The sequence below is a fragment of the Allobosea sp. 2RAB26 genome, from assembly GCF_052115465.1.
Classification (GTDB): domain Bacteria; phylum Pseudomonadota; class Alphaproteobacteria; order Rhizobiales; family Beijerinckiaceae; genus Allobosea.
Map to the genome: position 1 here is coordinate 32,357 of NZ_JBFRGS010000026.1, position 24,537 is coordinate 56,893.

27 protein-coding genes are annotated in these 24,537 nt (G+C 66.0%); 11 read left to right on the top strand and 16 right to left on the bottom strand.

From position 1 onward, the window contains the following. Nucleotides 1-19: 19 nt before the first annotated feature. The 3 genes from AB4118_RS30790 (at nt 20) to AB4118_RS30800 (ending at nt 2,097) form a co-directional block, all read left to right on the top strand. Nucleotides 20-628 carry a LemA family protein gene (locus AB4118_RS30790; RefSeq protein WP_069878626.1) on the top strand — a complete coding sequence of 203 codons (609 nt, stop codon included), beginning with the start codon at nt 20-22 and terminating at the stop codon, nt 626-628. A 90-nt stretch (nt 629-718) separates the two neighbouring features. Then, nucleotides 719-1,492, top strand: a complete 774-nt coding sequence (locus AB4118_RS30795) for a TPM domain-containing protein (RefSeq protein ID WP_441493310.1) — start codon at nt 719-721, stop codon at nt 1,490-1,492. Next, entirely contained in the window at nt 1,492-2,097 is a 606-nt protein-coding gene (locus AB4118_RS30800; RefSeq protein ID WP_441493311.1) for a TPM domain-containing protein, read from the top strand. The genes AB4118_RS30795 and AB4118_RS30800 overlap by 1 nt, the downstream gene beginning before the upstream one ends. A gap of 4 nt (nt 2,098-2,101) precedes the next feature. Here AB4118_RS30800 and AB4118_RS30805 read toward each other — a convergent pair whose 3' ends face one another. The 9 genes from AB4118_RS30805 to acnA form a co-directional block, all read right to left on the bottom strand. Beyond that, complete coding sequence (locus tag AB4118_RS30805; protein ID WP_441493312.1) at nt 2,102-2,842, bottom strand: DUF1223 domain-containing protein; 741 nt, start codon at nt 2,840-2,842, stop codon at nt 2,102-2,104. A 67-nt stretch (nt 2,843-2,909) separates the two neighbouring features. Continuing rightward, nucleotides 2,910-3,890, bottom strand: coding sequence for a lipid A biosynthesis lauroyl acyltransferase (locus tag AB4118_RS30810; protein ID WP_441493313.1), 981 nt, complete (start codon nt 3,888-3,890; stop codon nt 2,910-2,912). Between the two features lie 103 nt (nt 3,891-3,993). Next, nucleotides 3,994-5,016, bottom strand: a complete 1,023-nt coding sequence (locus AB4118_RS30815) for a zinc-binding dehydrogenase (RefSeq protein WP_113513425.1) — start codon at nt 5,014-5,016, stop codon at nt 3,994-3,996. Between the two features lie 39 nt (nt 5,017-5,055). After that, nucleotides 5,056-5,802 carry an SDR family oxidoreductase gene (locus AB4118_RS30820; protein WP_441493314.1) on the bottom strand — a complete coding sequence of 249 codons (747 nt, stop codon included), beginning with the start codon at nt 5,800-5,802 and terminating at the stop codon, nt 5,056-5,058. Further along, entirely contained in the window at nt 5,799-7,082 is a 1,284-nt protein-coding gene (locus AB4118_RS30825) for a beta-ketoacyl-ACP synthase (RefSeq protein WP_441493315.1), read from the bottom strand. The genes AB4118_RS30820 and AB4118_RS30825 overlap by 4 nt, the downstream gene beginning before the upstream one ends. A gap of 10 nt (nt 7,083-7,092) precedes the next feature. Beyond that, on the bottom strand, nt 7,093-8,223 hold the full coding sequence (locus tag AB4118_RS30830) for a beta-ketoacyl-ACP synthase (RefSeq protein ID WP_441493316.1): 1,131 nt from the start codon (nt 8,221-8,223) through the stop codon (nt 7,093-7,095). Between the two features lies 1 nt (nt 8,224). Then, nucleotides 8,225-8,686, bottom strand: a complete 462-nt coding sequence (locus tag AB4118_RS30835; RefSeq protein ID WP_069878634.1) for a 3-hydroxyacyl-ACP dehydratase FabZ family protein — start codon at nt 8,684-8,686, stop codon at nt 8,225-8,227. A 146-nt stretch (nt 8,687-8,832) separates the two neighbouring features. Next, the gene (locus AB4118_RS30840; RefSeq protein ID WP_043242327.1) at nt 8,833-9,114 is read right to left on the bottom strand and encodes an acyl carrier protein; all 282 of its coding nucleotides are present in this window, start codon (nt 9,112-9,114) and stop codon (nt 8,833-8,835) included. A gap of 221 nt (nt 9,115-9,335) precedes the next feature. Beyond that, nucleotides 9,336-12,035: an aconitate hydratase AcnA gene (gene acnA, locus AB4118_RS30845; protein ID WP_441493317.1), complete on the bottom strand. Its 2,700-nt coding sequence runs from the start codon at nt 12,033-12,035 to the stop codon at nt 9,336-9,338. A 195-nt stretch (nt 12,036-12,230) separates the two neighbouring features. On the opposite strand from acnA, the gene ccmA reads away from it, so the two are divergent. The 5 genes from ccmA (at nt 12,231) to AB4118_RS30870 (ending at nt 15,163) form a co-directional block, all read left to right on the top strand. Continuing rightward, nucleotides 12,231-12,887 carry a heme ABC exporter ATP-binding protein CcmA gene (ccmA, locus tag AB4118_RS30850; RefSeq protein WP_441493318.1) on the top strand — a complete coding sequence of 219 codons (657 nt, stop codon included), beginning with the start codon at nt 12,231-12,233 and terminating at the stop codon, nt 12,885-12,887. Then, nucleotides 12,884-13,552 (top strand): heme exporter protein CcmB, encoded by a 669-nt coding sequence (gene ccmB, locus AB4118_RS30855; RefSeq protein WP_441493319.1) that lies wholly within the window; start codon nt 12,884-12,886, stop codon nt 13,550-13,552. The genes ccmA and ccmB overlap by 4 nt, the downstream gene beginning before the upstream one ends. Before the next feature lie 89 nt (nt 13,553-13,641). After that, on the top strand, nt 13,642-14,400 hold the full coding sequence (locus AB4118_RS30860; protein WP_441493320.1) for a heme ABC transporter permease: 759 nt from the start codon (nt 13,642-13,644) through the stop codon (nt 14,398-14,400). Continuing rightward, the gene (gene ccmD / locus AB4118_RS30865; protein ID WP_441493321.1) at nt 14,397-14,570 is read left to right on the top strand and encodes a heme exporter protein CcmD; all 174 of its coding nucleotides are present in this window, start codon (nt 14,397-14,399) and stop codon (nt 14,568-14,570) included. Before AB4118_RS30860 ends, ccmD begins: the two co-directional genes overlap by 4 nt. After that, on the top strand, nt 14,567-15,163 hold the full coding sequence (locus AB4118_RS30870; protein WP_084651247.1) for a DsbE family thiol:disulfide interchange protein: 597 nt from the start codon (nt 14,567-14,569) through the stop codon (nt 15,161-15,163). The genes ccmD and AB4118_RS30870 overlap by 4 nt, the downstream gene beginning before the upstream one ends. A gap of 69 nt (nt 15,164-15,232) precedes the next feature. On the opposite strand, the gene purQ is transcribed toward AB4118_RS30870, so the two are convergent. The 4 genes from purQ to purC form a co-directional block, all read right to left on the bottom strand. Beyond that, nucleotides 15,233-15,928 carry a phosphoribosylformylglycinamidine synthase subunit PurQ gene (gene purQ / locus AB4118_RS30875; protein WP_441493322.1) on the bottom strand — a complete coding sequence of 232 codons (696 nt, stop codon included), beginning with the start codon at nt 15,926-15,928 and terminating at the stop codon, nt 15,233-15,235. A gap of 4 nt (nt 15,929-15,932) precedes the next feature. Continuing rightward, complete coding sequence (gene purS, locus AB4118_RS30880; RefSeq protein WP_043242342.1) at nt 15,933-16,175, bottom strand: phosphoribosylformylglycinamidine synthase subunit PurS; 243 nt, start codon at nt 16,173-16,175, stop codon at nt 15,933-15,935. 84 nt (nt 16,176-16,259) lie between these two features. Continuing rightward, nucleotides 16,260-16,844, bottom strand: coding sequence for a hypothetical protein (locus tag AB4118_RS30885; protein WP_441493323.1), 585 nt, complete (start codon nt 16,842-16,844; stop codon nt 16,260-16,262). Between the two features lie 14 nt (nt 16,845-16,858). After that, entirely contained in the window at nt 16,859-17,656 is a 798-nt protein-coding gene (gene purC / locus AB4118_RS30890) for a phosphoribosylaminoimidazolesuccinocarboxamide synthase (protein ID WP_043242352.1), read from the bottom strand. 309 nt (nt 17,657-17,965) lie between these two features. Here purC and AB4118_RS30895 point away from each other — a divergent pair, with 309 nt between their 5' ends. After that, the gene (locus AB4118_RS30895) at nt 17,966-18,289 is read left to right on the top strand and encodes a DUF1476 domain-containing protein (protein WP_113513401.1); all 324 of its coding nucleotides are present in this window, start codon (nt 17,966-17,968) and stop codon (nt 18,287-18,289) included. A 162-nt stretch (nt 18,290-18,451) separates the two neighbouring features. Then, the gene (locus AB4118_RS30900) at nt 18,452-19,237 is read left to right on the top strand and encodes an HpcH/HpaI aldolase family protein (protein ID WP_113513399.1); all 786 of its coding nucleotides are present in this window, start codon (nt 18,452-18,454) and stop codon (nt 19,235-19,237) included. A 70-nt stretch (nt 19,238-19,307) separates the two neighbouring features. Here AB4118_RS30900 and AB4118_RS30905 read toward each other — a convergent pair whose 3' ends face one another. Beyond that, on the bottom strand, nt 19,308-19,949 hold the full coding sequence (locus AB4118_RS30905; RefSeq protein ID WP_441493324.1) for a DNA-3-methyladenine glycosylase family protein: 642 nt from the start codon (nt 19,947-19,949) through the stop codon (nt 19,308-19,310). A gap of 119 nt (nt 19,950-20,068) precedes the next feature. Between AB4118_RS30905 and gluQRS the strand changes: the two genes are divergently transcribed. Continuing rightward, nucleotides 20,069-20,965: a tRNA glutamyl-Q(34) synthetase GluQRS gene (gene gluQRS, locus AB4118_RS30910; RefSeq protein ID WP_441493325.1), complete on the top strand. Its 897-nt coding sequence runs from the start codon at nt 20,069-20,071 to the stop codon at nt 20,963-20,965. 89 nt (nt 20,966-21,054) lie between these two features. Here gluQRS and AB4118_RS30915 read toward each other — a convergent pair whose 3' ends face one another. Both AB4118_RS30915 and AB4118_RS30920 read right to left on the bottom strand, forming a co-directional pair. Continuing rightward, complete coding sequence (locus tag AB4118_RS30915) at nt 21,055-21,972, bottom strand: AEC family transporter (RefSeq protein WP_441493326.1); 918 nt, start codon at nt 21,970-21,972, stop codon at nt 21,055-21,057. A gap of 134 nt (nt 21,973-22,106) precedes the next feature. After that, nucleotides 22,107-24,131, bottom strand: a complete 2,025-nt coding sequence (locus AB4118_RS30920) for a M23 family metallopeptidase (protein ID WP_441493327.1) — start codon at nt 24,129-24,131, stop codon at nt 22,107-22,109. Nucleotides 24,132-24,537: the final 406 nt, after the last annotated feature.

Genomic DNA, 24,537 nt, shown 5'->3' on the forward strand with positions numbered 1-24,537 from the left:
TGCCAAAAGGGGCATCGACATGTCGTTCGCGCTCTCCACCGTTCGTCGCCGCAGCCTTGCGCTTGCGGCCGTCACCCTCTTCGGCCTCGTGCTCGCGGGCTGCGGGATCAACAATGTGCCGACACTCGAGGAGAGGGCCAAAGCGGCCTGGAGTGAGGTCCAGAACCAGTATCAACGCCGCGCCGACCTGATCCCCAATCTGGTCGAGACCGTGAAGGGCTATGCCTCGCAGGAGCGCGAGGTGCTGACCCAGGTGATCGAGGCGCGCGCCAAGGCGACGCAGGTCAAGGTCGACGCGTCGACCATCACAGATCCCGCGAAGTTCAAGGAGTATCAGGATGCGCAGAATGCCCTGACGGGCGCTCTGGGACGGCTCCTGGTCACGGTCGAGCGCTATCCTGAGCTCAAGTCGAACCAGAACTTTCTCGCCCTGCAGTCGCAGCTCGAAGGCACCGAGAACCGTGTTGCGGTAGCCCGGCGCGACTACATCCAGGCGGTGCAGAGCTTCAACACCGAGATCCGCACCTTCCCCGGCGTGATCTGGGCGCGGCTGTTCTGGGGCGCCAAGGCGATGGAAACCTTCTCCGCGGCGGCGGGCGCGGAGAAGCCGCCAGAAGTGAAGTTCTAAGCGGGCCCCGGGGTGCCCCGGCTCGCTCACCGAACAGGTCGGGTAGCCCCTCTTCCAGAAGGGAGAGGGGTTCTCCGTTATCTCTCCCTGTTGCTTGTCCTGCTCTGGGCCGGCTTCGCGCTTGCGGCCGATCCCAATTTTCCTGCCCTGACCGGCCGCATCGTCGACAACGCCAATCTGCTCGATGCCGCGGCGCGCAGCCGCATCGAGCAGAAGCTGCAGGCCCATGAGGCCAAGACCAGCGATCAGGTCGTGGTTGCGACCGTGCCGTCGCTCCAAGGCTACGCCGTCGAAGATTTCAGCAATCGCCTGTTCCGGCACTGGCAGCTCGGCGAGAAGGCCAGGAATAACGGCGTGCTGCTGCTCGTCGCGCCGAACGAGCGCAAGGTCCGCATCGAGGTCGGTTATGGGCTGGAGGGCGCGCTCACGGACGCGCTCTCGAAGGTCATCATCACCACCGCGGTGGCACCGAAATTCAAGACGGGTGATTTTGCCGGCGGCATCGAGGGCGGCGTCGACGCGATCCTAAGCATTCTGGCTGGAGATGCCGAGGAATGGCAGCGCCGCGCGACCGTCCGCAGTGACGAGAGCAGCTTTGGGGAGGATGTTGCCGTCATCCTGGTGATGTTCTTCATCTTCATCGTCGTGGTCAGCATCCTGCGTGGGCTGAACCAGCAAGGCGGCGGGCGCGGACACCGGATGCGCGATGGCCGCTGGGTGACGCTGCCGCCGACCAGCTCCGGCTGGGGGACGGGTTCCGGTTCCGGCTGGGGCGGTGGCGGCGGCTGGGGTTCGGGTTCGGGCGGCGGCTTTTCAGGCGGCGGGGGCTCGTCCGGCGGCGGCGGTGCTTCTGGGAGTTGGTGATGGATACGCAAGACCAGGAGGCGATCGCGGAAGCGGTGCGGCAGGCGGAAAGCCTGACCTCCGGCGAGATCGTCGTGGTGATCGACCGCGCTGCAAGCAGCTACCGCACCGTGCCTTTGGTGATGGCACTGGTGCTGGCGCTGTTCGTGCCCTGGCCGTTGCTGATGCTGACGGCAACCAGCGCTCCGCGAATCTTCCTGATCCAACTCGTCTGCGCTGCGACTTTGATGGTGACGCTGCTCTGGTATGGGCGCGGTGGGCGATTCGTGCCTGGCTTCATCAAGCGCCGGCGGGCCCATGACGTTGCGCTGCGCGAGTTCACCGCACGCGGCCTTACCCGCACGCGTGGGCGCACCGGCGTCCTGCTCTACATCGCCCTGCAGGAGCGCTATGCCGAAATCGTCGCGGATATCGGAATAGACGAGACGATCGATCAGGCGGTCTGGCGCGGCATCATCGAGCCGCTGCTCGCGGCAGCGAAGGAGGACCGCCTGCGCGAAGGTCTGATCGATGCGGTTGGAGCGGTCGGCAGCGTTCTTGCCCGCCATGCGCCGCCAGCGGCAGACGACGTCGACGAGCTACCGAACAAGGTGGTCCTGCTCTGAAGCCTCAGCGCGGGCTGCGTGCGGCGCCCAGGATCACCCGATTGGGCTGGTCGCCCTGCACCAGGACGACATAAGCGTCGGCATTCGGAAGCTGTGTCGTCGCGAGCGGGACCGACATCGTCGTGGCCGCCCCGGTCCATTCGCCAACCTTGACGATGCCGCGCACGACATTGGCGTAGGTCACCGATTTGCCCTTGTTCTCACCGCGTTCGATGGGCACCGTGACAAGGCGCGAGATCGGCACCAGCCAGACACCGCCGCCACGCTCGCTGCCGGTTCCGGTGGGATCGAGCTTGATGCTCAGGTGGCCGGAGGCTTCGGACAGGGTGACGGAGACCGGAAGCGCCGGGCTCGCGTGCTCCTTGAGCGATTGCTCGATCAGGGCCTTGTCGGAGCCGACCATGTGCGAAGCGCCGTTGATCACGGCCTGAGGCGTGTAGATCTGGCCGTCGCCGCGACCTTTGGCGTAATATTTCTGGCGCTTGCTGAAAACGTCCTGGCCGAGCGTGTCCTTCCAGCCGAGATAATCCCAATAGGTCACCGGCATGGTGAGGGCGATCAGGCTCGGGTCCTTGGCCAACTCGACGAAGAGGGCGTCGGCCGCGGGGCAGGATGAGCAGCCCTGGCTGGTGAAAAGTTCGATCACCGCCCTTGGCGGCTTGGCCGGCGTCTGGGCAAGCGCTGTCGCGCCGCCAAACGCGAGGGCAGCAAGGAAGGCAGAAAAGGCGCGTAACCGGCGGGTCATTCTCGAAACTCGGCTTCAAGCTGACTGCGAGACGTTACCAAAGCGCTCAATAAGCCTCACTTGGAAATCACGTTGCCTTGAATTTGGGCTGTGGCCAGGTTGTATCCCCGTAATTCGCCAGCGCAGCCGCCTTGATCATGTTCGGGCGCCAGCGCCGATGCATCCAGAGCCATTGCTCAGGGTGCTCGCGCACCCAGCCTTCCACCACCGCGGTCATCATCGCCATGGCGCCCGTGACGTCGATCTCGCCGGCTTCGTCGCGGGGCAGGTCGAGCGGCGGTGTCAGTTCCAGCCGGAAGCGCTGCCCCGGCAGCCGGATGACCCGCACGCCATGGACCGGGCAGTCGAAGCGGCGTGCGAACTTGCCGAGGATCGGGTTGGTCAGGGCCGGGCGGCCCAGGAAGGGGATCACCACGCCCCGGGTGAAATGCTGGTCGATCAGCATGCCGAGATGGCCATCCTTCTCAAGCACGCCCTGCATCGCGAAGGCAGCGCCCTGCTTCGCCGCGGCAAGCCCGCCCATGGCGCCGGAGCGAATCTCGTGCACCACGTTGGCGATTGCCGGGTCATTCGGCGCGCGGAAGACCGCGGTTGTGTCGAGCTTGTAGGCCGCGGCGCAGATCGCCGGGAGCTCCCAGTTGGCGAGATGCGCCGAGAAGATCAGTCCTGGCTTCTCGTCATCCTTCAGCGCGACGAAATGCTCGATGCCGGAGACCTCGACCCGCGAGGGAGCATCCCGGTTGTCGTCGTCATAGTCGAAGAGGGTCTTGAGATGCGCGTACTCGGCAGCGGTGCGGCCGAGATTCTCCCAGGCTCCCCGCGCGATCGTCCGGACTTCGGCCTCGTTCTTCTCCGGGAAGGCGGCACGGATATTGGCCAGTGCGACGCGATTGACCGGGATCAGCGGGCTGACGCTGCGCAGCAGCCAGCCTCCGAGATCACTGGCGCGTTCCGGCCCGAGCAGGCGCAGGAAACCGAACAGAGCCCGGATCAGGCCGATCATGACGGCCGCAACGAGCCGGCCCGCGAAGTGCTTCAAACGTCTCAATGCCGCGAGGGCCTCTTTCCGAAGAGCCGGAAAGGCCCGGCGCCAGCCGCGCGACTTGCGTCAGGAATACGCGCCGGTCAAGTCTGGCGCGCGAATTCCGGGCTCAGAAGGCGACAATGACCTTGCCGAAGACCTTGCGGCCCTCAAGTCGGGCGAGCCCCTTCTCGAAATCCTCGAGTGGGAAGACCGAGTCGATCACCGGCTTCATGCCGCCCGCCATCTTCTCCAGCGACTGCGCGATGTTCTCGATGCGGCAGCCGAAGGAGCCGAAGATGCGGTATTGCTGCTGGAAGAGCTGCATCAGGTTCATCGTGGTCGAGGGGCCCGACGTTGCGCCGCAGGTGACGAGCCTGCCGCCGCGCTTCAGGCAAAGCAGCGAGCCATTCCAGGTATCGGCACCGACATGCTCGAAGACGACATCGACGCCCTTGCGCTTGGTGAGCTGGCGCACTTCGCCCTCGAAGCGCTCGGTCTTGTAGTTGACCACGAAATCGGCGCCGAGCGCCTTGGCCTTGGCACCCTTCTCGTCGTCGCCGACGGTGGTGTAGACCGTGCAGCCGATCGCCTTGGCCATCAGGATCGCGGCGGTGCCGATGCCGGAGCCGCCGGCGTGAACGAGAATGGATTCACCCGGCTCCAGCTTGGCATTGTCGAAGAGCATGTGCTGCACCGTGCCGAAGCCGATCGGCGCGCAGGCGGCCTCCTCGAAGGAGACGCCCTTCGGAGCCTTGATCACGAGGCGCTCGGGCCGGTTGATCAGCTCGCGGGCGAAGCCGTCGATATGGAAGCCCATGATGCCGGCGACATTCTCGCAGAGATTGTCGCGACCCTCGCGGCAGGCCTTGCAGTGGCCGCAGGTCTCGGCGCCGTACATGGTGACGGTGTCGCCCTCCCGGAAACGGCTGACACCTTCGCCGACAGCCACAACCTCGCCTGCGGCCTCGACACCGGCCGCCTGAGGCATCTTGCGCTTGGCGAAGGCCATGCCGCGGAAACCCCAGACATCGAGATAGTTCAGGCCGACGGCGCGCACGCGAATCTGCACCTCGCCGGCGGCGGGTGGCGGCGGCGGGTCGATTTCGGTCAGGCGCAGGTCACGGTCGCCGAAGAGCTGGAGGGAACGCATGTCGAGCCTTTCAAATACGCATCTACCGGCTGAGCGCGCTCAGCGATGCACGCCGAGCTGTGCCGTCAGGCCACCATCAATCGCCAGGACGGTGCCGGTGATATAGCCGGCCGGGGGGCTCATCAGGAAGGTGGCGAGCCCGGCGATCTCCTCGGGCTTCGCGAAGCGGCCGGCGGGGATCTGGCTTTCCATCTTTTCCCGATAGGCGGCGTAGGGGGCCATCATGTCGGTATCGATGAAGCCCGGCGCGATCACGTTGACGGTGACGCCGCGCTTGCCGGTTTCGACGGCCAGGGTGTTGGCATAGGAAATCAGCGCGCCCTTAGAGGCGGCATAGGCGGCGTTGCCCGGATTGCCGCGCAGCGCGGCCACGGATCCGATCGCGACGATGCGTCCGCTGCGGGCGCGGAGCATGCCGCGCATCAGGCTCTTGGCAAGACGCGTGAAGGCCCAGAAATTGACCTGCATGATCGCTTCGGCCTTGTCCTGCACCATCATCGCTGCGAGCGTGTCGTAGGGTTGTCCGGCGTTGTGGATGAAGCCGAAATAGCTGTCGCCCTCGACCGCCTCGCAGAATGTGTCCAGGGCTGGCTTGTCGGCGAGATCGAGCGGCAGCGCGCGAACGGCCTGGCCGGGATGTGCCGCGCCGATCTCGGCTGCCAGCGCCAGCGCCTGATCGGCCGATGACCGATAGGTGAAATCGACATCATGCCCTGCGGCTGCGAGCGCGCGCACGATCTCGGCGCCAACGCCCTTGGCGCCGCCGGTGACGAGAATGCGGGTCATGCCGCCTCCGGGGGGGCGGTCAGCACGAGACAGGTGTTCTGCCCGCCGAAACCGAAGGAATTGGAGATGACGGTCCTGACCTTGGCGTCGCGCGCCGTATTCGGCACGACATCGAGGGCAATGGCAGCGTCGGGCAGGTTGTAATTGATCGTCGGCGGGATGCGGCCGTTGGCGATGGTCAGAAGCGAGATCACTGCTTCGACGGCTCCGGCGGCTGTGAGCGTATGGCCGATCATCGACTTGTTCGAGGAGATCGGCAGGCGCGCCATGCGCTCGCCGAAGACGGCGGAGCAGCTCATCGCCTCCATCTTGTCATTCTCGGGCGTCGAGGTGCCGTGCGCGTTGATGTAGTCGACATCGTCCGGCGTCAGCCCGGCATCGGCCAATGCATCCTGCATGGCGAGGATCGCCGGCTTGCCGTCCGGGCTCGAACGCGTGCGGTGGAAGCCGTCGCCGCGCTCGCCGCAACCGGCGACGATGCCGAGGATGGTCGCGCCACGCGCCAGGGCGTGGTCGTAATCCTCGAGAACCAGCGCCCCGGCCCCTTCGCCCATGACGAAACCGTCGCGGTTCTTGGAAAAGGGCTTGGACGCGCCTTCCGGCGGATCGTTCTGCGTCGACAATGCCGAGAGCAGGGAGAAGCGGATCAGCGCCTCGGCATGGACCGAGCCGTCAGTGCCGACGCACAGCGCCGCGCTCGTCTCGCCGCGCCGGATCGCCTCCACGCCCATCTGGATGGCGGTTGCGCCCGACGAGCAGGCGGTCGAGAGCGAGATCGGCGAACCCCGGGTCCCAAACCGATCGGCGATGTGATCGGCGACGCCTCCGAACAGGAAGAGCTCATGCATCGGCTTGTGTTTGTGCGCGGCGGCGGCGCGCAGCAATCCGTCATAATCGACGTCGCCGTCGATGGCTTGGGCCAGTTCCTGCTTCTGCGGCCATTCCATCTCGACCGGAGGAACGGCCATGAAGAGTTCGCCGGGAAAATCACCGTCCGAGCCGAGCCCGCTCTGGCTCACGGCCTCCTCTGCGGCAAGCGTCGCGAGCTTCTCGGAAAGCTGAGGCGCCGTGAAAGGCGCATCGAAGAGGAAATCGACCGTGCCGGCGATGGTCGTGCGCAGCCCGTCGATCGGAAAGCGCTCGATGCGATGGATGCCCGAGCGCCCGGCGGTCAGCGCCTCCCAGTTGGTCTGCTTGCCCTGGCCGAGCGAGGTGACGACACCCAGTCCGGTGACGGCGACGACGGGGCGGCCCTTGGAGTCGCGATGCTGTGCGCTCATGGCGATATCCTCACGCTTTCACGAGGCGCGCCGCGCCTTCTCCGCGCCAATGGCCGGCGCCGGTGACGATCGCTTCGCTTGCCTGGCCATTGGCAAGGGCGATGGCGGCAAGGGCAACCGAAATGGGGAATGCAGCCTCGAGGCTGTGGCCAACGAGATCGCCTGTGGCAATGCGTTTGGCGGCGGGCAGGTTGGCGATGGCCGATGCCTCTTCGCCGGTGACGCCGGCTGCGCCGGTCGCCGCCGAGATGACGAGGGCTGAAGACGACACTGCGCCGAAGCCGGCAACCAGCTTGCGCAATGTGGCCTCGACCGCGCCCTGCTCGCTGCGGCGCGCGCGGGCGGCCGCGACATGGCTGAGGCCGGCCAGAACCTTGGCGCCACGCGCCTTGGCGCGCTCGGCTGATTCGAGGACGAGGAACGCTGCGGCGCTGCCGGTGATCAGTCCCGGCGCATCCTGCCGTTCGAAGACGGGTGCGAAATCACCCTTGCGCAAATAGCCACCGGCTTCGAGCAGCAGCAGCATGTCGCGACGCTCGGCATTGTAGGCGCCGCCGACCAGCATCACGTCTGCCTGGCTGGAGGCGACGCGGGCATGGGCGGTGCGGATCGCGTCGACGCCGGCCTGCTCTTCGCCCATGAAGGTACGCGAAGCGCCGGTGACGCCGTGGACGATCGCGATATTGCCGGCGAGAAGATTGGAGAGCTGCGCCAGGAAGAGCGTCGGGCGCAGGTCGCCCATCAGCCGCTCGTTCAGGAAGGCGCCAGGCTGGTTCGCGCCGCGCAAGCCGGTCAGAATCGCGGAATCGACGGCATGATCGCGTTCGCCACCACCGGCGGCGACGATGACTTGGAGCTCGCTCTTGGCGTCGACGTCGTCCTTCAGGCCGGCAGCGTCGAGAGCAAGACCGGCGGCATAGACGCCAAGCCGCTGCCATGGCTCCATCTGGCGCTGATCGGATTTCTTCGGAATCTGCCGATCGAGTTCGAGCGGCTTCAGCCGGTGCACGGGATAGGGCGCGAAACTCTCGGTATCGACGACCGGTTCAACGGAGGAGGCCAGAGCCGCTGCATGCGTCTCGATGCCTTCGCCCAGGCTGGAGGCCAGGCCGATGCCGGTAATGACGACGTCACGCATCATGTCAGTTCCGTTCCGGGACGAGGCCGATCGCCGCGATCCGTTGCTCCATCAACGTCCGCATGTCGGCCGGGAACGGCATCAGGCGGAAACGCAGCTCGGCATCGCAGATCGGCTTGCCGTCGATCGCGATTCTTGCCTTGGTGGCGGCGTAGCCCGAGCCTTCGTGAACGAGCTCGGCACTGACATCCAGCACCGCATCAGGTTCGACGAAGGTGCGGAAGCGCGCCTTGTCGACCATCATCAGGAACGGCATCTGCTGCAACTGGTTGAGAGCGAGCAGAAGATAGCCGGAAGCCTGGGCCATGGTTTCGGTGAGGAGCACGCCGGGAACAAGCGGGTGGCCGGGGAAATGCCCCTCGAAAACGGGGCTCGCGCTCGGCACGGTCGAACGTGTGGCGATGCGCTTCTGCGACGGATCGAAGGTCACGACCGTGTCGATCATGTCGAAATATTCGAGGCGCATGCGGGTCCTGACCGGGTGGCGAGCAACAGATGCGCCGAGCGGGCGAGGGAACGCCCGGCTCGGCTGCATCATGCTCTATCGGGAGAGGGTGTCCGTCTCAAGGCCGCCTCGCGAATTCATCGAAGCGGCGGCCCTGCGAGCGAAATTCAGGCCTTCTTGGCGGCGACGAGGTCGTCGATACGCTGGCACAGGTTCTCAAGCACGAAATACTGCTCGGCCGGCGCTTTGCCTTCGTTGACCTCCTGGGTCCACTGCTCGAGCGGCAACTTGATGCCGAAAGCCTTGTCGATCGCGAAGGCGATGTCGAGGAAAGCCAGCGAGTCGATGCCGAGGTCTTCGATGGCGTGGCTCTGGGGCGTGATCTTCTCGCGAGGAATATCGCAGGTCTCCGAAATGATACCGGCGACCGTCTCGAACGTGGCGGACATGCGGGTGCTCCCGTCGTCTTGGATTGTGGCGGCGGACATCCGGGCGCGCTGGCGCGCGCCTGCCCCAAGCCCCCCGCCAAGGATGGCTGTGACGCCCCATTACACCTACGCCTGCGCGAGGACAACTGGAGGCGCCGCAAGGCGAAACAGGGCCGGCCAGAGGCCGGCCCTGTATGTCGATGTCCCTGGCCCGGTCAGACGGAGCCAGGGCAGGGCGCGGACTACGCCGCGATGCCGCGCAGCACGTAGTGCAGGATGCCGGCGTTCTTGAAGTAATCGAGCTCGTCCAGCGTATCGATGCGGCAGAGAATCGGGACATTCTTGACCGTGCCGTCGGCGAAGGTGATCTCCGCCTCCAGCATCTGGCGCGGCTTGACCGTGGCCAGCCCGTTGATGGTGACGCTCTCGTCACCCTTCAGGCCCAGCGAAGCCCAGCTCGTGCCTTCCGCAAGCGTGAAGGGGACAACACCCATGCCGACGAGATTCGAGCGATGGATGCGCTCGAAGCTCTGCGCGATCACGGCCTTGACGCCGAGCAGGTTGGTGCCCTTCGCCGCCCAGTCACGCGAGGAGCCGTTGCCGTATTCGACGCCGGCGAAGATGACCAGCGGCACCTTCTCCTCCTGGTAGCGCATGGCGGCGTCGTAGATCGGCAGCTCTTCCTTGCTGGGATAGTGGATGGTGTAGCCACCCTCGCGCCCGTTCGGCCCCATCATGTGGTTGCGGATGCGGATATTGGCGAAGGTGCCGCGCATCATCACCTCATGATTGCCGCGCCGCGTGCCGTACTGGTTGAAGTCGGCGACGGCGACGCCGTGCTCGGTCAGGTACTTGCCCGCCGGCGAGGCGGCCTTGATCGAACCGGCCGGCGAGATGTGGTCGGTCGTGATCTTGTCGCCGAACAGGCCGAGGATGCGCGCGCCGACGATCTCGGTGACCGGCGAAGGCTTCCTGCCCATGCCCTGGAAATAGGGCGGGTTCTGCACATAGGTCGAGGCATCGTCCCAGGCGTAGGTCTGGCTCTCCGGGGTCTTCACGTCCTGCCAGTGCTGGTCGCCCTTGAACACGTCGGCATATTTCGCCTCGAAGATGGCGCGCGTGACGTTCTGGGCGATGAAGCTCTGGATCTCCTTGTTGGAGGGCCAGATGTCCTTCAGGAAGACGGGCTGGCCGTCCTTGCCCGTGCCGAGCGGCTCGGTCGTCAGGTCCTTCTGGACGCTGCCGGCCAACGCATAGGCGACGACCAGCGGCGGCGAGGCGAGGTAGTTCGCCTGCACGTCCGGCGAGACGCGTCCTTCGAAATTGCGGTTGCCGGAGATCACGGCGCCCGCGATCAGGCCCTGATCATTGATCGCCTTCGAGATCGGGCCCGGCAGCGGACCGGAATTGCCGATGCAGGTGGTGCAGCCGAAGCCGACCAGGTTGAAGCCGAGCGTGTCGAGGTCGGTCTGGAGGCCGGACTTGGCGAGATACTCCGCCACGACCTGCGAGCCGGGGGCAAGCGAGGTCTTGACCCAGGGCTTCACCGTCAGGCCCTTGGCGACCGCGTTGCGGGCGAGCAGGCCCGCGGCCATCAGCACCGAGGGGTTCGAGGTGTTGGTGCAGGAGGTGATGGCGGCAATGACGACGTCGCCATGGCCGAGATCATGGGCGCGGCCTTCGACGGGAACCCGGCGGGCGATCTCGGCGCCCTTCTTGTATTCGGTGTCCATCGCTGCGGCGAAGCCCTTGGCGACGGCGCCGAGGTCGACGCGGCCCTCGGGGCGCTTCGGGCCGGCCATCGAAGGCTGGACCGTGGCCAGGTCGAGTTCCAGCGTGTCGGTGAAGACCGGGTCCGGCGTCTCGATGGTGGCGAACAGGCCCTGTGCCTTGCTGTAGGCCTCGACCAGCGCGATCCGGTCCGACTTGCGGCCGGTGGTGGTGAGATAGTCGATCGTCTCGGCGTCGACCGGGAAGAAGCCGCAGGTTGCGCCGTATTCCGGGCCCATATTGGCGATGGTGGCGCGGTCGGCGAGCGTCAGGTTGTAGAGGCCGGGGCCGAAGAACTCGACGAACTTGCCGACGACGCCCTTCTTGCGCAGCATCTGGGTGACGGTCAGCACGAGGTCGGTCGCAGTGATGCCTTCGCGCAGCGAGCCGGTGAGCTTGAAGCCGATGACCTCGGGCAGAAGCATGGACTGCGGCTGGCCGAGCATGGCAGCCTCGGCCTCGATGCCGCCGACGCCCCAGCCGAGCACGGCCAGGCCGTTGACCATGGTGGTGTGCGAATCAGTACCGACGACGGTGTCGGGATAGGCGACCTCGACCTCCTTGCCGTCGATCGTCTCGGTCCTGGTCCAGACGGTCTGGGCGAGGTATTCGAGATTGACCTGATGGCAGATGCCGGTGCCGGGCGGGACGACGCGGAAATTGTCGAAGGCGCCCTGGCCCCATTTCAGGAAGCGGTAGCGCTCGCCGTTGCGCTCATATTCAAGCTCGACATTCTGCGAGAGAGCCTTGGGCGTGCCGAACTCGTCGACGATGACCGAATGGTCGATGACGAGGTCGACGGGGACGAGCGGGTTGATCTTGGCCGGATCGCCGCCGAGCGCGACGACGCCATCGCGCATCGCGGCCAGGTCGACCACTGCCGGAACGCCGGTGAAATCCTGCATCAGCACGCGTGCGGGCCTAAAGCCGATCTCCTTGCCGGCCTTGCCCTTGTCGGACAGCCAGGCAACGAAGCCCTCGATGTCGGTCTTGGTGACCGAGCGGCCATCCTCGAAGCGCAGCAGGTTCTCGAGCAGAACCTTCATCGAGAAGGGAAGCTTCGAAATGCCGGGAAGGCCGTTCGCCTCGGCGTCGGGCAGGGAGTAATAGACGTAGCTCTTGCCGCCGACGTCGAGCGTCTTGCGGGATTTGAAGGAATCCTGGTTAGCCATGCGGGCATAATCCTGATCAAGGGGTTGCGGTCGCGATTCGGTCGCCCTTGCGGGCAGGCGAGATCGAAGGCCTAATGCGCATGACGCGCGCGCCGCCCCGGGAGTGCCCGAGCCCCGCGCCGGATCGGCGTGCGGCGTAGCCGAGCGTTCTATAGATCAATTCCAAGAAGCCCGCTACATGAACGAAACGCGTGCGTGGCAGCTTCTGACGCACGGGAAGATGCCCTGGCCTTGACGCAGTTTTCCTACGCCCCACTCACGCTGAGCGCCGAAGACCTGGCTTGCCGCCGAGGCGGGCGACTGGTTTTCGAAAAGCTTGAGTTCACGCTCGGGAGCGGGGAGGCGATTGCGCTCACCGGCCGCAACGGCGCCGGCAAGTCGAGCCTGATCGCCATGATCTGCGGGCGGTTGCGGCCCGCCGCCGGAGTTTTGCGAGTAACCGGCATCGGCGATGCGCCCCTGATGGAGCAGATCCATCTCGTCGGTCATCGCGACGGATTGAAAACGGCGCTGACGGCGCGCGAGAATCTCGATTTCGTCCAGGCCCTGCTCGGCGAGCCCGGGCTCGCCGCCGATGAGGCGCTTGCCGCTATTGGCTTGCCGCATGTCGCGGCTCTGCCGGTCGGCTATCTCTCGGCCGGGCAGCGCCGGCGCGTCGCGCTGGCACGGCTCCTGGTTTCACGACGGCCGCTCTGGCTGCTCGATGAACCGGCCTCGGCGCTCGATACGGCCTCCCAACGCATGCTGATCGGGCTGATGCAGGCCCATCTCGATGCGGGCGGCGCGATCCTGGCGGCGACGCATGGCCCGCTTGGCCTGGAAACGGCGCGCGAGATGAGGATCGGGCCGTGAGCGGAGCTTTCCTGGCGATCCTGAAACGCGACCTCGCCCTGGCGGCTCGTGCCGGCGGAGGCGGGGAGCTCGCGCTGGTGTTCTTCCTGACGCTGGTCGTGCTGGTGCCTTTCGCGCTCGGGCCCGATCTCAATCTGCTCTCGCGGATCGGCCCGGCCATTCTCTGGCTCGGAGCGTTGCTTGCGACCCTGATCGGGCTCGACCGGCTGTTCCAAGGCGATGAGGAGGACGGTTCTCTCGACCTGATCCGCGCCTCGGCCCTGCCCCTGGAACTCGCCGTACTGGCCAAGGGGCTCGCCCATTGGCTGACGACCGGCCTGCCGCTGGCGCTGGCTGCCCCGCTGCTTGGCCTGCTGGTCGCGCTTCCCGCCGAGGCGATGCTGCCGGTCGCCGGGACGCTGCTGGTCGGGACGCCGGCGCTGAGTTTCATCGGCGCCACGGGAGCCGCGCTGACGGCCGGCCTCAAGCGGGGCGGCCTGATCCTGCCGATCCTCGTCGCGCCGCTGACGGTGCCCGTGCTGATCTTCGGCGTCTCGGCTTCGAACAGCGCGCTTGGCGGCACGGTGCCCTTCCTGACGCCGTTTCTGATTCTGTGTGCCTTGTCGCTCGCGACGCTCGTGATCGGCACCATCGCCGCTGCTGCGGCGCTCCGGCAGGCGGAATAGGCTGCGACGCCATGGCCATCGGCTGCGATTGTGAAGCGTGAAGCCGGTTGCTACATCCTCACTCGTCAAATGAAGAGCAAAAGGGCCGCATGGCTAGCCTGATCGAACTGGCGAATCCGACGCGTTTCATGCGCCTGTCGAGCCGGCTGCTGCCCTGGCTTGCGGGCGCGGCCGCGTTGCTGCTTGCCGTCGGCTTCTATCTCGCCTTTTTCGTCGCGCCGGCGGATTACCAGCAGGGCGAAACCATCCGCATCATGTTCGTGCATGTGCCGGCTGCCTGGCTCGCGCTGATGTTCTATTCGATGATGGCGGTCTCGGCACTGGGCACCCTGGTCTGGCGCCATCCGCTTGCGGATGTGGCGCAGAAGGCGGCAGCGCCGATCGGAGCCTGCTTCGCGCTGATCTGCCTGATCACGGGGGCTCTCTGGGGCAAGCCGATGTGGGGGACCTATTGGGTCTGGGATGCGCGGCTCACCTCGGTGCTCGTGCTCTTCCTGATCTATCTCGGCATCATGGCGCTGTGGCGCACGCTCGACGATCCCTCGCGCGCGGGGCGGGCAGTGGCGATCCTGACACTGGTCGGCTTCGTCAATGTGCCGATCATCAAGTTCTCGGTCGACTGGTGGAATACGCTGCACCAGCCGGCATCGGTCTTCCGCGCCGGCGGGCCGACCATTCATCCCGCCATGCTCTGGCCGCTCCTGATCCTGGCAGTCGGCTTCACGCTGCTGGCGTTGGCGCTGCATCTCGTCGCCATGCGGGCCGAGATCATGCGCCGCCGGGTCCGGACGCTGACGATCTTCGAGGCCGAGAGGCTGGACCGGCTGGCGGCGGAGGTCGCGGTATGAGCGCGTTTGGGCCGCATGCCGGCTACATCCTGACCGCCTATGCGTCGGTCGTGATGATCCTCGGCGGGCTGATTCTGATGACCTGGCGCGATCACCGCGCGCAAAGGCAGGCTCTCGACGCGCTGGAACAGCGCGGCGCCGGCCGCCGTTCCGGGAAGGCATTGTCGTGAGCGAGGTCGAGAGCGCGCCAGGCCGGCGCTCGCCGCTGGTTTTCCTGATTCCCCTGATCCTGTTTGCCGGGCTGTCCCTGGTCTTCCTGGTCGGGCTGTTCAGCGGGGATGCCAGCAAGGTTCCATCGGCGCTGATCGGCAAGCCGGCTCCGACGATCGCGCTGACCGCGCTCGAAGGGTTGCAGCGCGACGGGCAGCCAGTCCCGGCCTTCACCATGGCCGACCTGGCCAAGGGGCGGGCCACCATCGTCAATGTCTTCGCGAGCTGGTGCGCGCCCTGCCGCGTCGAGCACCCGCATCTTGTCGCGATGGCTGAGGCGCCCGTGGTCAAGCAGGGCAAGGTCGCCGTGGTCGGGCTGAATTACAAGGACGAGGCCGAGAATGCCCGCCGCTTCCTGGGAGCGCTCGGCAATCCCTATTCTGCCGTGGGCGTCGATCGCGCCGGCCGTGGCGCAATCGAATGGGGCGTCTATGGCGTGCCGGAAACCTTCTTGATCGGCCCGGACGGGCGGATCGTCGACAAGCATGTCGGCGCGCTCGATGTGAACAGCGCGCAGAAGCTGCTGGCGAAGGCGGCTTCGCTGGCGAAGTGAGCCGGGCCGCCCGGCCCGGTCGTATCCGTCATGCCGGGCCAAACCCAAGCATGACGGGGAGCGAGCCGGTCAGGCTGCCTTCTTGCCGCTGATCAGGCTCTCGAACATGCCGCGCCCATCGGTGCCGCCCGTGAGCGAATCGATCAGGTTTTCCGGATGCGGCATCAATCCGAGCACATTGAAGCCGGGCGAGTAGATGCCGGCAATGCCGTTCAGCGAACCATTGGGGTTGGCTTCGGCGGTGACCTGACCGTCGGCGTCGGCGTAGCGGAAGGCCACCAGGCCCTCGCCTTCGAGGCGCGCCAAGGTCTCGGGATCAACGATATAGTTGCCTTCGCCATGGGCGATGCAGACATCGATGACCTGGCCCTTGGTGTAGGCACGGGTGAAGGCGGTATCAGCGCGTTCGACGGTGAGATGCTGGCGCTTGCAGACGAATTTCAGATTGGCGTTGCGGGCAAGGACACCCGGGAGCAACCCCGCTTCGCAGGCGATCTGAAAGCCGTTGCAGATGCCGAGCACATAGCCGCCGCGCGCCGCATGGGCTCGCGTCGCATCCATGATATGGGCCCGGCCGGCGATGGCGCCGCAGCGCAGATAGTCGCCATAGGAGAAGCCGCCCGGCAGCACGACGAGATCCGTGCCGGCCGGAAGCTCCGTGTCCGCATGCCAGACATGGGTGACGGTGGCACCGGCCTGCCGCAGGGCAGTGGCGACATCACCCTCGCGATTGGATCCGGGGAAAGTGACGACGGCGGCTTTCATCGTCTCACGCTCCGATTTCGACGCGGTAATTCTCGATGACGGTATTGGCGAGCAGCTTCTCGCAGGCATCCTTGAGCGCGCTCTCGGCGGCGGCCTTGTCGCCGGCGGTGAACTCGATGTCGAAGACCTTGCCCTGACGCACCGAGCCGACACCGTCGATGCCGAGCGATTTCAGAGCGCCTTCGATCGCCTTGCCCTGCGGATCGAGCACGCCGTTCTTGAGGGTGACGGTGACGCGGGCTTTCATTGTGCTCTCCGGGCAGGGCTTCTGCGGGGTGCCTTAGCGGCGAATCGGTTCGGGCTCAACCACATGTCAGGGCTTCACGGCGAATCAGCGGCTGCGCCAGGCGGCGCGTGCATAGTTTTGCGCGGCCTCGGCATCGTTGCTGACCGCGATCGCCATGACGAGCTTGCCGGCTTCCCTGCCATAGAGGATCGCGGTTGCCGCAAGCAGCCCGGTCTCGCCCTTGCCGCGAATTTCGACGAGCAATCCGGACGGACCGCCGCCATCGAAGCGGGAAACGCTGGTGGTGCTTTTGATCTTGGCCGCTGCCGGCCTGGGCTTCGCGCCCTTGGCAGCATCGACCGGCTTCGAGAATTCACGCGCCAGACGGGCTGGGTCGGTGGCGAGGCCTCGTTCGAACTCGTCGGCCTTGCGGCCTTCAACGGCGATCAAGGCTGCGACAGCGGGGCGCAGGCAGGGCGCGCCGGCGCAATAGACGATGGTACGGGGCTCGAGGCCGTCATTGACGACCCAGGAGCCGATCGGCAGCGGCTGCCAGCCCCGATCGGCCGCCAGCTCGGCAAGGCCGGGTCCGAAATGGTTGCTGCAGGCGGTGAGCAGGCTCAGGCCGCCGAGCAGCGCAGCCAAAAGCAAACGGGAGCGCAGGCGCTCCCGTTTCCAATTCGCTGTCACGGCTCCGCCAGTGCTCACTGCACCAGGCGAGGTCCGGCGGCAGGGCCGGCCTTTTCGTTCTCGCCCATGATGCCGAGGCGGCGGGCCACTTCGGTATAGGCCTCGATCAGCCCACCCATGTCGCGACGGAAGCGGTCCTTGTCCATCTTGTCCTTGGACTTGATGTCCCAGAGCCGGCAGGAATCCGGGCTGATCTCGTCGGCGACGACGATGCGCATCATCTCGCCTTCCCAGAGCCGGCCGCATTCCATCTTGAAGTCGACGAGGCGGATGCCGGCGCCGAGGAACAAGCCGGAGAGGAAATCATTGACGCGGATGGCAAGCGCCATGATGTCGTCGATTTCCTGGGGCGTCGCCCAGCCGAAGGCGGTGATGTGCTCTTCCGAGACCATCGGATCGTTCAGCGCGTCGTTCTTGTAATAGAACTCGATGATCGAGCGCGGCAGCTGCGTGCCCTCTTCGAGACCGAGCTTAGTCGAGAGCGAGCCGGCGGCGACGTTGCGCACCACCACCTCGAGCGGAATGATCTCGACCTCGCGGATCAGCTGCTCGCGCATGTTCAGCCGACGGATGAAATGCGTCGGCACGCCGATATCGTTGAGATTGGAGAAGATGTGCTCGGAGATCCTGTTGTTCAGGACGCCCTTGCCGTCGATCACCTCATGTTTTTTGGCGTTGAAGGCGGTGGCGTCGTCCTTGAAGTGCTGGATCAGCGTACCGGGCTCCGGTCCCTCATAGAGGACCTTCGCCTTGCCTTCGTAAATGCGACGGCGGCGATTCATCGGGATGTACCGTGGCTTGAGGAAATCCAAAATCGGCCTTTCTCTGGTCGCGGTTGCCCGCGGCGGGATCGTGGCCCCTGTTCCGCCGGTCCTTCGCAAGCCTCGCCTTAGATCTGCGCTCGGACGCGATCGGCCTGGATTGCGGATTGGTCCGGTTCAAAGCGAGCATAGCCCAATCGGCCACCCTCGCGACCGCTATATGGCGCTTCTGCACTGCAAACGCAACAAACCGGGCGAAGGGCCCGATCGCCAGATTGCAATCCGCGCTGGCCCTGGGCGCTGCGGCACCCTATATCGCTTGGAGAAGCCACCCGGAGCCCGCAAGAGGACTTAACCCGCATGACGACATTCGATCAGCGCAAGGATGCCTTCGAGAACAGGTTCGCCCTCGACGAGGAGCTGCGCTTCAAGGCGACGGCCCGGCGTAACAAGCTTCTCGGCCTCTGGGCAGCCGAGAAGCTCGGCAAGAGCGGCGCTGAAGCGGACGCTTACGCTAAGTCCGTAGTCCTGGCCGATTTCGAGGAGGCCGGCGACGATGACGTGCTGCGCAAGGTGAGGTCCGATTTCGCAACTGCGAGCGTCGCGGTTGCGGACGAGGAGATTCGCCGCGTGATGACCGAGCTCCTGATCAGGGCCGCAGAGGAAGTCCAGGCAGGGCGCTAGTGGCGAATCCCTGTTTCACGTGAATCGGCATGGCCGGTTCACCAAACGCAGGACGTGGTTGAAACGGGCGCATGAGCGCCCGTTTGTTTTTGTGCGAGTTTGCTGCCCACTGTCCTCGTCCCGCCGTGTCTCAAGAGCGGGCTCAACCGGATGAAAACGCCGATGTCTTCCGCCAAGCCAACCGTCCTGTCCTCGCTCGCCGATCGTCTCGCCAAGGGCGATACGCTCCTGTCTGCCTGGTGCGGGCTTCCCGATCCGAGCATTGCCGGAGTGCTCGCGCAGGAAGGTTTTGACGCCGTCACGCTCGATATGCAGCACGGGCCGATCACGCTTGGCGAGGTCATCCGGGCGATCCCGCTGATCAATGCGGCCGGAAAGCCTGCTCTGGCGCGGATCGCGGTTGGCGAATTCCAGAACGTGTCGAAGCTGTTCGATGCCGGCGTCTCGGGCGTGATCGCGCCGATGATCAACACCATGGAGGATGCGCGCCGTCTGGCGGCCTATGCCAAGTATCCGCCGCTCGGAGAACGCAGCTGGGGCAGCTATGGCGGCCTGGGCGCTTCGGGGCTCGATGCCAATAGCTATCTCAAGGCCGCCAATCGTTTCTCGATGACCTTCGCGATGATCGAGACGCGCGAGGCCATGGCGATTCTCGACGATATTCTGGCGCTTGAAGGCATCGACGCGTTGTTCGTTGGCCCATCCGATCTTTCGATCGCATTGTCCGGCGGAGCGTCGGTCAACGCCTCGGCGAAGGAGGTCGACGAGGCCCTGCGTCACATCGTGGCCCGTGCGTCTGCCGTGAACAAGCCGGTCGCATTCTATGCCGCCACCGCCGAGAGGGCGAAGGAGGGTGTCGAGATGGGAGCCAGGCTTGTCACCGTGATGAGCGATTCGGGCTTCCTGCGCGCGGCCGCTCAGGCCGCGCTCAAAGTGGTTCGCGGCTAAGGTCCGATCCAACCTTCTGTATTCGCAGCGGCTTTCCCGAAAGCCGCACTCCACTTCGCGGGCCGATGCTTTAGGCGTTGATCCCCTCGCGGCGCTTCAGCGCGGCGTAGTAGGCCCAGAGCAGTCTGGCTGCCACGCCGCGCCAGGGGCGCCAGGCCTCGGCCATCTCCTGCAGCTCGCCCGGTTTCGGGCGGGCATCGAGGCCGAAGGCGACGCGTGCAGCCTCCTGGATGGCGAGATCGCCGGCTGCGAAGCCGTCGCGGTGTCCGAGGCAGAACAACAGATAGATATCCGCGGTCCAGGGTCCGATGCCGGAGACGGCGGTCATGTGCTCGTGGATATATTCCGGCGTACCGCCCTCCAGAGACCCCAGGTCGAGCGTTCCGTCGACCATTGCCGCGGCAACGGCGCGCAGGGTGCGCTGCTTCGGCCGCGAGAGACCGGACAGCCGCATATCCTCATCGCTTGCAGCGAGCACGCGCTCCGGCGTGAGCGGCGTCAGGACCGACTCGACCCGGGTCCAGACGGCGCGCGCGCTCGCCACCGAAAGCTGCTGCGCCACGATGATCGATGCCAGCCCCTTGAAGCCGCCCTCGCGGCGACGCAGCGGCGGCAGGCCGGTCCGGTCGATGATGGCGCTCCAGCTCGGGTGAAGCGGGCGGAGCGCGGCCATGCCCTCTTCGAGGTCGGCGTCACAGGTGATTCTGGTCATCGTCGCTTCTTGAACCGGGATGGTGGCAGTGCGCGCGCGTCAGGAGAGTTGGCTGTGTCCGAAGACTTAGGCATTCCTGAAGACTTGGCCCAGTCATGGCCAGACCATAGAGAGGGCCCATGGCAACGTCCTCACGCGATTGCGACAGACCGGTGTTTCGTTTCGCGCCCAGCCCGAACGGCCGGCTACATCTCGGCCACGCTTTCTCGGCGCTGATGAACGAGCGCCTGGCCAAGCGATTGGGCGGCAGGCTGCTGCTGCGCATCGAGGATATCGACGTCGCGCGCTGTCGGCCGGAATTCGAGCAAGGCATCCATGACGATCTCGCCTGGCTCGGCATCCGCTTCGACGCCGCCATCCGCCGGCAGTCCGAACATTTCGACGATTATCGCGCCGCGCTCGGCCGGCTGCAGGCGAAGGCGCTGATCTATCCCTGCTTCTGCTCGCGCGGGCAGATCATGCGTGCAGTGGAGGTCAAGGAAGCAGAGGCGGGCCGGCCCTGGCCGCGCGATCCCGACGGATCGCCGCTCTATCCCGGGACTTGCTGCGCGCTGCTTCCCGATGACGCGGGCAAGCGCGCGGCGAGCGGCGAGGCCCATGTGTTGCGGCTGGCGATGGGGCGGGCGGCGGCAGGGATCGGCGGGGAGGTCGGGTATCCGCTCTTCGATGAGGATGGGCGAGTGACGCGTGTAGCGGCTGCTCCCGCGCGCTGGGGGGATGTGGTTCTGGCACGCAAGGACGTGCCGACCAGCTACCACCTTGCCGTGGTCGCGGATGACGCGCTTCAGGGCGTCACGCACGTCGTGCGCGGACGGGATCTCGAAGCGTCGACCGATATCCATCTCGTGCTGCAACACCTGCTCGACCTGCCGGTGCCGCGTTACCACTTCCATCGGTTGTTGCAGGACGAGACCGGCCAGAAGCTCGCCAAGAGCCGGATGTCGGAAGGCCTCGCGGAGCTGAGGGCACAGGGTGTTACGGCCGCAGACATCCGCGCGCGGCTCGGCTTTGCCTAGATCGGGCCGGATCCCATATCCGGTCCGCGGGCTATGTTTGGATCGGCCCGAAAGCGGCAACCCATTTTTTGGGCCGATGCATCGGCGGTTCAGCCGACGCCGAGCCAGGTCAGCCAGGCCGCGGTGGTAAAGAGCGAGAGCATGGTCGAGAGCGCGATCGCGCTCGAGGCATCGGCGACACCCTGCCGATAGCGCTCGGCGAAGAGATAGGCGTTGATCCCGCAGGGGCAGGCGGCGAAGAGCACTGCGACGCCTGACCAGTGCGCCGGCATCTCGAAGACGCGGGTCGCCAGCAGATAGACGATCAGCGGGTGAAGGCCGAGCTTGAGGGCGCTCAATACGGCCGGCAGACCGAGACCCGATTCCAGCCCGTAGCGCCGCATGGCGATGCCGAGGCTGATCAAGGCGCAAGGGACCGCGGCACCGGCGAGCAGGTCGACCAATGTCCAGACCGGGGCTGGGATGAAGCCGATCACCGGCCGCACCGCCGAGCCGAGCAGGATGCCGATGATGATGGGATGGGTGAAGAGCCTGCGGGCCATCATCTTCAGCGACGCCGAGCGGCCCTCGGCGAGCAGGGTTGCCGCCGTCATCGTCACAGGCAGGTGGATCGCCAGCAGCAGGCCGAGCGGCACCGCGCCGGCATCGCCATAGGCCTTCAGGATCATCGGCACGCCGACGAAGACCGTGTTGGACTGGGCCGCGGCGAAGCCCGAGACCACCAACTCCGGTCCCTTACGGCTGAAGACGCGGTGCGCAATCAGCATGGCCAGGGCCCAGACGATGGTGAGGCCGGTGAAATAGGAGATCCAGTAGCCCCAGGGTTGGCTCGCCGGGATGTCGGCCTTGGCCAGCGTCCGGAACAGCAGGCAGGGCACGGCCAGAACGAAGACGAAGTCGGAAAGACCTTCGCCGGTCGTCTCGCGGACCAGCTTCGTCCAGCGGGCGACATAGCCGAGGCCGATCAGGCCGAAGACGGGCAGGACGACAAGCAGGGAGGAGAGCATCGGCGCGACAGATTCGATGAGCGGGAGCGGGAAGGCGCCCCTCGCGATCGGTCTTGCAGCAGGCAAAGTCAAGGAAGCGGTGGCGCAAATAGCGGCATGGCCGTGCCGCGTTTTCGGTCAGTCCCGCGAGGGCACTAGCGCGCCTGGGCCAGCACGCCGCCCGAGCGCACGATCAAGCCCTGGATCTCGTCGCGCTGGCGCTTGAACTCGGCCAGCGTCTTGCCTTCGAGCTCGCGTCCTCGCGGAACGCGGATCTTCATCGGATTCACGAAGTTGCCGTTGACCATGACCTCGTAGTGCAGATGCGGTCCGGTGGAGAGGCCGGTATTGCCGAGATAGCCGATGACCTGGCCCTGGCGCACTTTCACACCGGCAGCGATGCCCTTGGCAAAACCCGACTGGTGCGAATAGGTCGTGACATACCCGTTCGCGTGCTGGAGTTCGATCCGCCGACCGTAGCCGGAGGCCCAGTCGGCCTTGATCACCGTGCCGTTGCCGGCGGCCAGGATCGGCGTGCCGATGCGGTTGGCCCAGTCGACGCCGGTATGCATCTTCGAATAGCGCATGACCGGGTGGTAGCGCATGCCGAAGCCGGAGCGCATCTCGGCATCGGTGATCGGCTTGCGCAGCAGGAACTTCTTCAGCGAGCGACCTTCCTCGTCAAAATAGTCGATCAGGCCGTCTTCAGGGGACTGATAGCGAAAGACCCGGCGGGTATCGCCATTGATGGTGAGCGTTGCCGACAGGATTTCGCCGCGCTCGCCTTCCTCGTCCTCGGTGAAGATCACCTCGAGATTGTCGCCGCCGCGCACGCGCTGCTGGAAGTCCAGGTCGTAGGAGAAAATCCGAACCAGCTCGTCGATCATCGGGCGCGGCAGGTCGTGGCGCAATCCGGTCTCGTAGAGGCTCTCATAGAGCCTGGCGCCGCCCGTATCCTCCTCGTCCTCTTCGTCTTCCGTGGTTGCCCTGCGGGGCGTGCCGACGATCTCCTGCTTCGGCAGCGAGACCGGAACGAAAGCGCCCTGGTCGTTGACCGCGATCGTCGCCTCGGGCTGGCCGTTGGTGAGCAGCGAGACGCGAACGATCTGGCGCGGATCGCCTGGCCGCGGACCGGGTGCAAACAGCGCTTGCAGGACCTGGCCATCCGGCAAGGCGGCAACGCGCACCTTGCCGCTGAAGGCCTGGATCATCGCCCTGATCTGCTCGGCCGGAGCTCCGGCATTGCGCATGACCTGTTCGAAATTCTCGCCGCGCCGGGTGATCAGCAGCTTGTCCTCGACAAGCGGCTCGCGGGATGCGGGGATGGGCGTCTTCAGTGCGTTGGTGACATTTTCAGGGACGACGCGCACCTCGATGCCGGAGAAGCGCGTGTCCGTGGCCGGAGAATAGGCAAGAAGATCGTTCGTGGCGCTGGGCGCCGCACCGCCGCCCAGCGTGCGGCTGAGCATCAGCTGTGGTGGGATCGGCAAGGGGCGTTGCCGGCCCGCCACGGCCTGGTTGGCGCGCTCTTCCTCGACCTGCTTGATCACGTCGGGGTCGCCGAGGCGGGGGCGCGCGGGCGGAATCGCGATCGTGGTGAGGTCGCGCTTGACGATGGTGACATCGGCATCCGGCATGTCGCCGGCCGGTTCGGCATAGCGCTCGGCGGGCTGGCCACCTTCCGCAAACAGGCGCAGCGGATTGAAGGGCGGGATGTTCGTCGCGTAGACGCCGGTAGTCAGCGACAGGTTGGAGGCAAGCCGTACGAAGGGGCGCACGCGGATGACCTCACGGTCGCCGACGCGTTGGGACATGGGCGCGCGAGCGCTGTGTCGGGCCGCCATGACGGGCTGGTCCGCCACCAGCTTGTCCGCCTTGCGCGCCCCGCCACCCAGGCCGGCAGAGGACGGGCCGCGCGCGGTCACCATTTCGGGCTGCTCGGGGAAACTCGTATCCCCACGGGTCGAGACCAGGATCGCCCCACCGAGCAGGGCTGCGCCGCAGGAGCCGACCAGCGCGCAGGCGGCCAACCAGCGCAGCGAGACGCCACGCCGGTCCAACGCCTGATGCGGAGCACCATCCGGCCGGATCGGCGGCTCGATACCGAGATCGACCAGAAGCGCGGCGGCTTCCGGCGATAGCGGTTCTGCTGGCGTGCTGAGCTCGGGATGGGCGTTCATCGCTGGTCGTCAGAGAATCCTGATCCTGGTCCGGTGCCCGGGCGGGCCGGAATTCCGAAGAAGCCGCATCCGCTGCACGCGTACGCGCCTGGTTCCGACCATGCCCGGGTCGCAGCCCGGAATCAATCCGCGGTCGGAGCCGCTGCGGGGCTTTGGCCGTCGATTACGGCTCTTTGCGGGCGCCCCGCACGTAGGGCGCGCGCAGCGCTCGTACGCGCGCGACGGATAAAGTCGGGATCGGCGAGCCGGGACAAAAAGTCATCGAACTGTCGGAAAAGTTTTGTTTTGGCGTTGACAGGTCGAGAGGGTGGGGCCTATAACGCAGCCATCGAGACGGCGCCGCCGCTGGCGGGGCCGCTCTACTGCGCTTCATGAGAGCTTCGGGCCTTGTAGCCGAGAGATCGGT

What these genes read in the sequence shown, in the direction of transcription:
- AB4118_RS30790 (WP_069878626.1), top strand. Translation starts at nt 20, where the DNA reads ATGTCGTTCGCGCTCTCCACCGTTCGTCGCCGCAGCCTTGCGCTTGCG.
- AB4118_RS30800 (WP_441493311.1), top strand. Translation starts at nt 1,492, where the DNA reads ATGGATACGCAAGACCAGGAGGCGATCGCGGAAGCGGTGCGGCAGGCG.
- AB4118_RS30805 (WP_441493312.1), bottom strand. Translation starts at nt 2,842, where the DNA reads ATGACCCGCCGGTTACGCGCCTTTTCTGCCTTCCTTGCTGCCCTCGCG.
- AB4118_RS30815 (WP_113513425.1), bottom strand. Translation starts at nt 5,016, where the DNA reads ATGCGTTCCCTCCAGCTCTTCGGCGACCGTGACCTGCGCCTGACCGAA.
- AB4118_RS30820 (WP_441493314.1), bottom strand. Translation starts at nt 5,802, where the DNA reads ATGACCCGCATTCTCGTCACCGGCGGCGCCAAGGGCGTTGGCGCCGAG.
- AB4118_RS30825 (WP_441493315.1), bottom strand. Translation starts at nt 7,082, where the DNA reads ATGAGCGCACAGCATCGCGACTCCAAGGGCCGCCCCGTCGTCGCCGTC.
- AB4118_RS30830 (WP_441493316.1), bottom strand. Translation starts at nt 8,223, where the DNA reads ATGATGCGTGACGTCGTCATTACCGGCATCGGCCTGGCCTCCAGCCTG.
- AB4118_RS30835 (WP_069878634.1), bottom strand. Translation starts at nt 8,686, where the DNA reads ATGCGCCTCGAATATTTCGACATGATCGACACGGTCGTGACCTTCGAT.
- AB4118_RS30840 (WP_043242327.1), bottom strand. Translation starts at nt 9,114, where the DNA reads ATGTCCGCCACGTTCGAGACGGTCGCCGGTATCATTTCGGAGACCTGC.
- acnA (WP_441493317.1), bottom strand. Translation starts at nt 12,035, where the DNA reads ATGGCTAACCAGGATTCCTTCAAATCCCGCAAGACGCTCGACGTCGGC.
- AB4118_RS30860 (WP_441493320.1), top strand. Translation starts at nt 13,642, where the DNA reads ATGGCTAGCCTGATCGAACTGGCGAATCCGACGCGTTTCATGCGCCTG.
- ccmD (WP_441493321.1), top strand. Translation starts at nt 14,397, where the DNA reads ATGAGCGCGTTTGGGCCGCATGCCGGCTACATCCTGACCGCCTATGCG.
- purQ (WP_441493322.1), bottom strand. Translation starts at nt 15,928, where the DNA reads ATGAAAGCCGCCGTCGTCACTTTCCCCGGATCCAATCGCGAGGGTGAT.
- purS (WP_043242342.1), bottom strand. Translation starts at nt 16,175, where the DNA reads ATGAAAGCCCGCGTCACCGTCACCCTCAAGAACGGCGTGCTCGATCCG.
- AB4118_RS30895 (WP_113513401.1), top strand. Translation starts at nt 17,966, where the DNA reads ATGACGACATTCGATCAGCGCAAGGATGCCTTCGAGAACAGGTTCGCC.
- AB4118_RS30900 (WP_113513399.1), top strand. Translation starts at nt 18,452, where the DNA reads ATGTCTTCCGCCAAGCCAACCGTCCTGTCCTCGCTCGCCGATCGTCTC.
- AB4118_RS30905 (WP_441493324.1), bottom strand. Translation starts at nt 19,949, where the DNA reads ATGACCAGAATCACCTGTGACGCCGACCTCGAAGAGGGCATGGCCGCG.
- gluQRS (WP_441493325.1), top strand. Translation starts at nt 20,069, where the DNA reads ATGGCAACGTCCTCACGCGATTGCGACAGACCGGTGTTTCGTTTCGCG.
- AB4118_RS30915 (WP_441493326.1), bottom strand. Translation starts at nt 21,972, where the DNA reads ATGCTCTCCTCCCTGCTTGTCGTCCTGCCCGTCTTCGGCCTGATCGGC.
- AB4118_RS30920 (WP_441493327.1), bottom strand. Translation starts at nt 24,131, where the DNA reads ATGAACGCCCATCCCGAGCTCAGCACGCCAGCAGAACCGCTATCGCCG.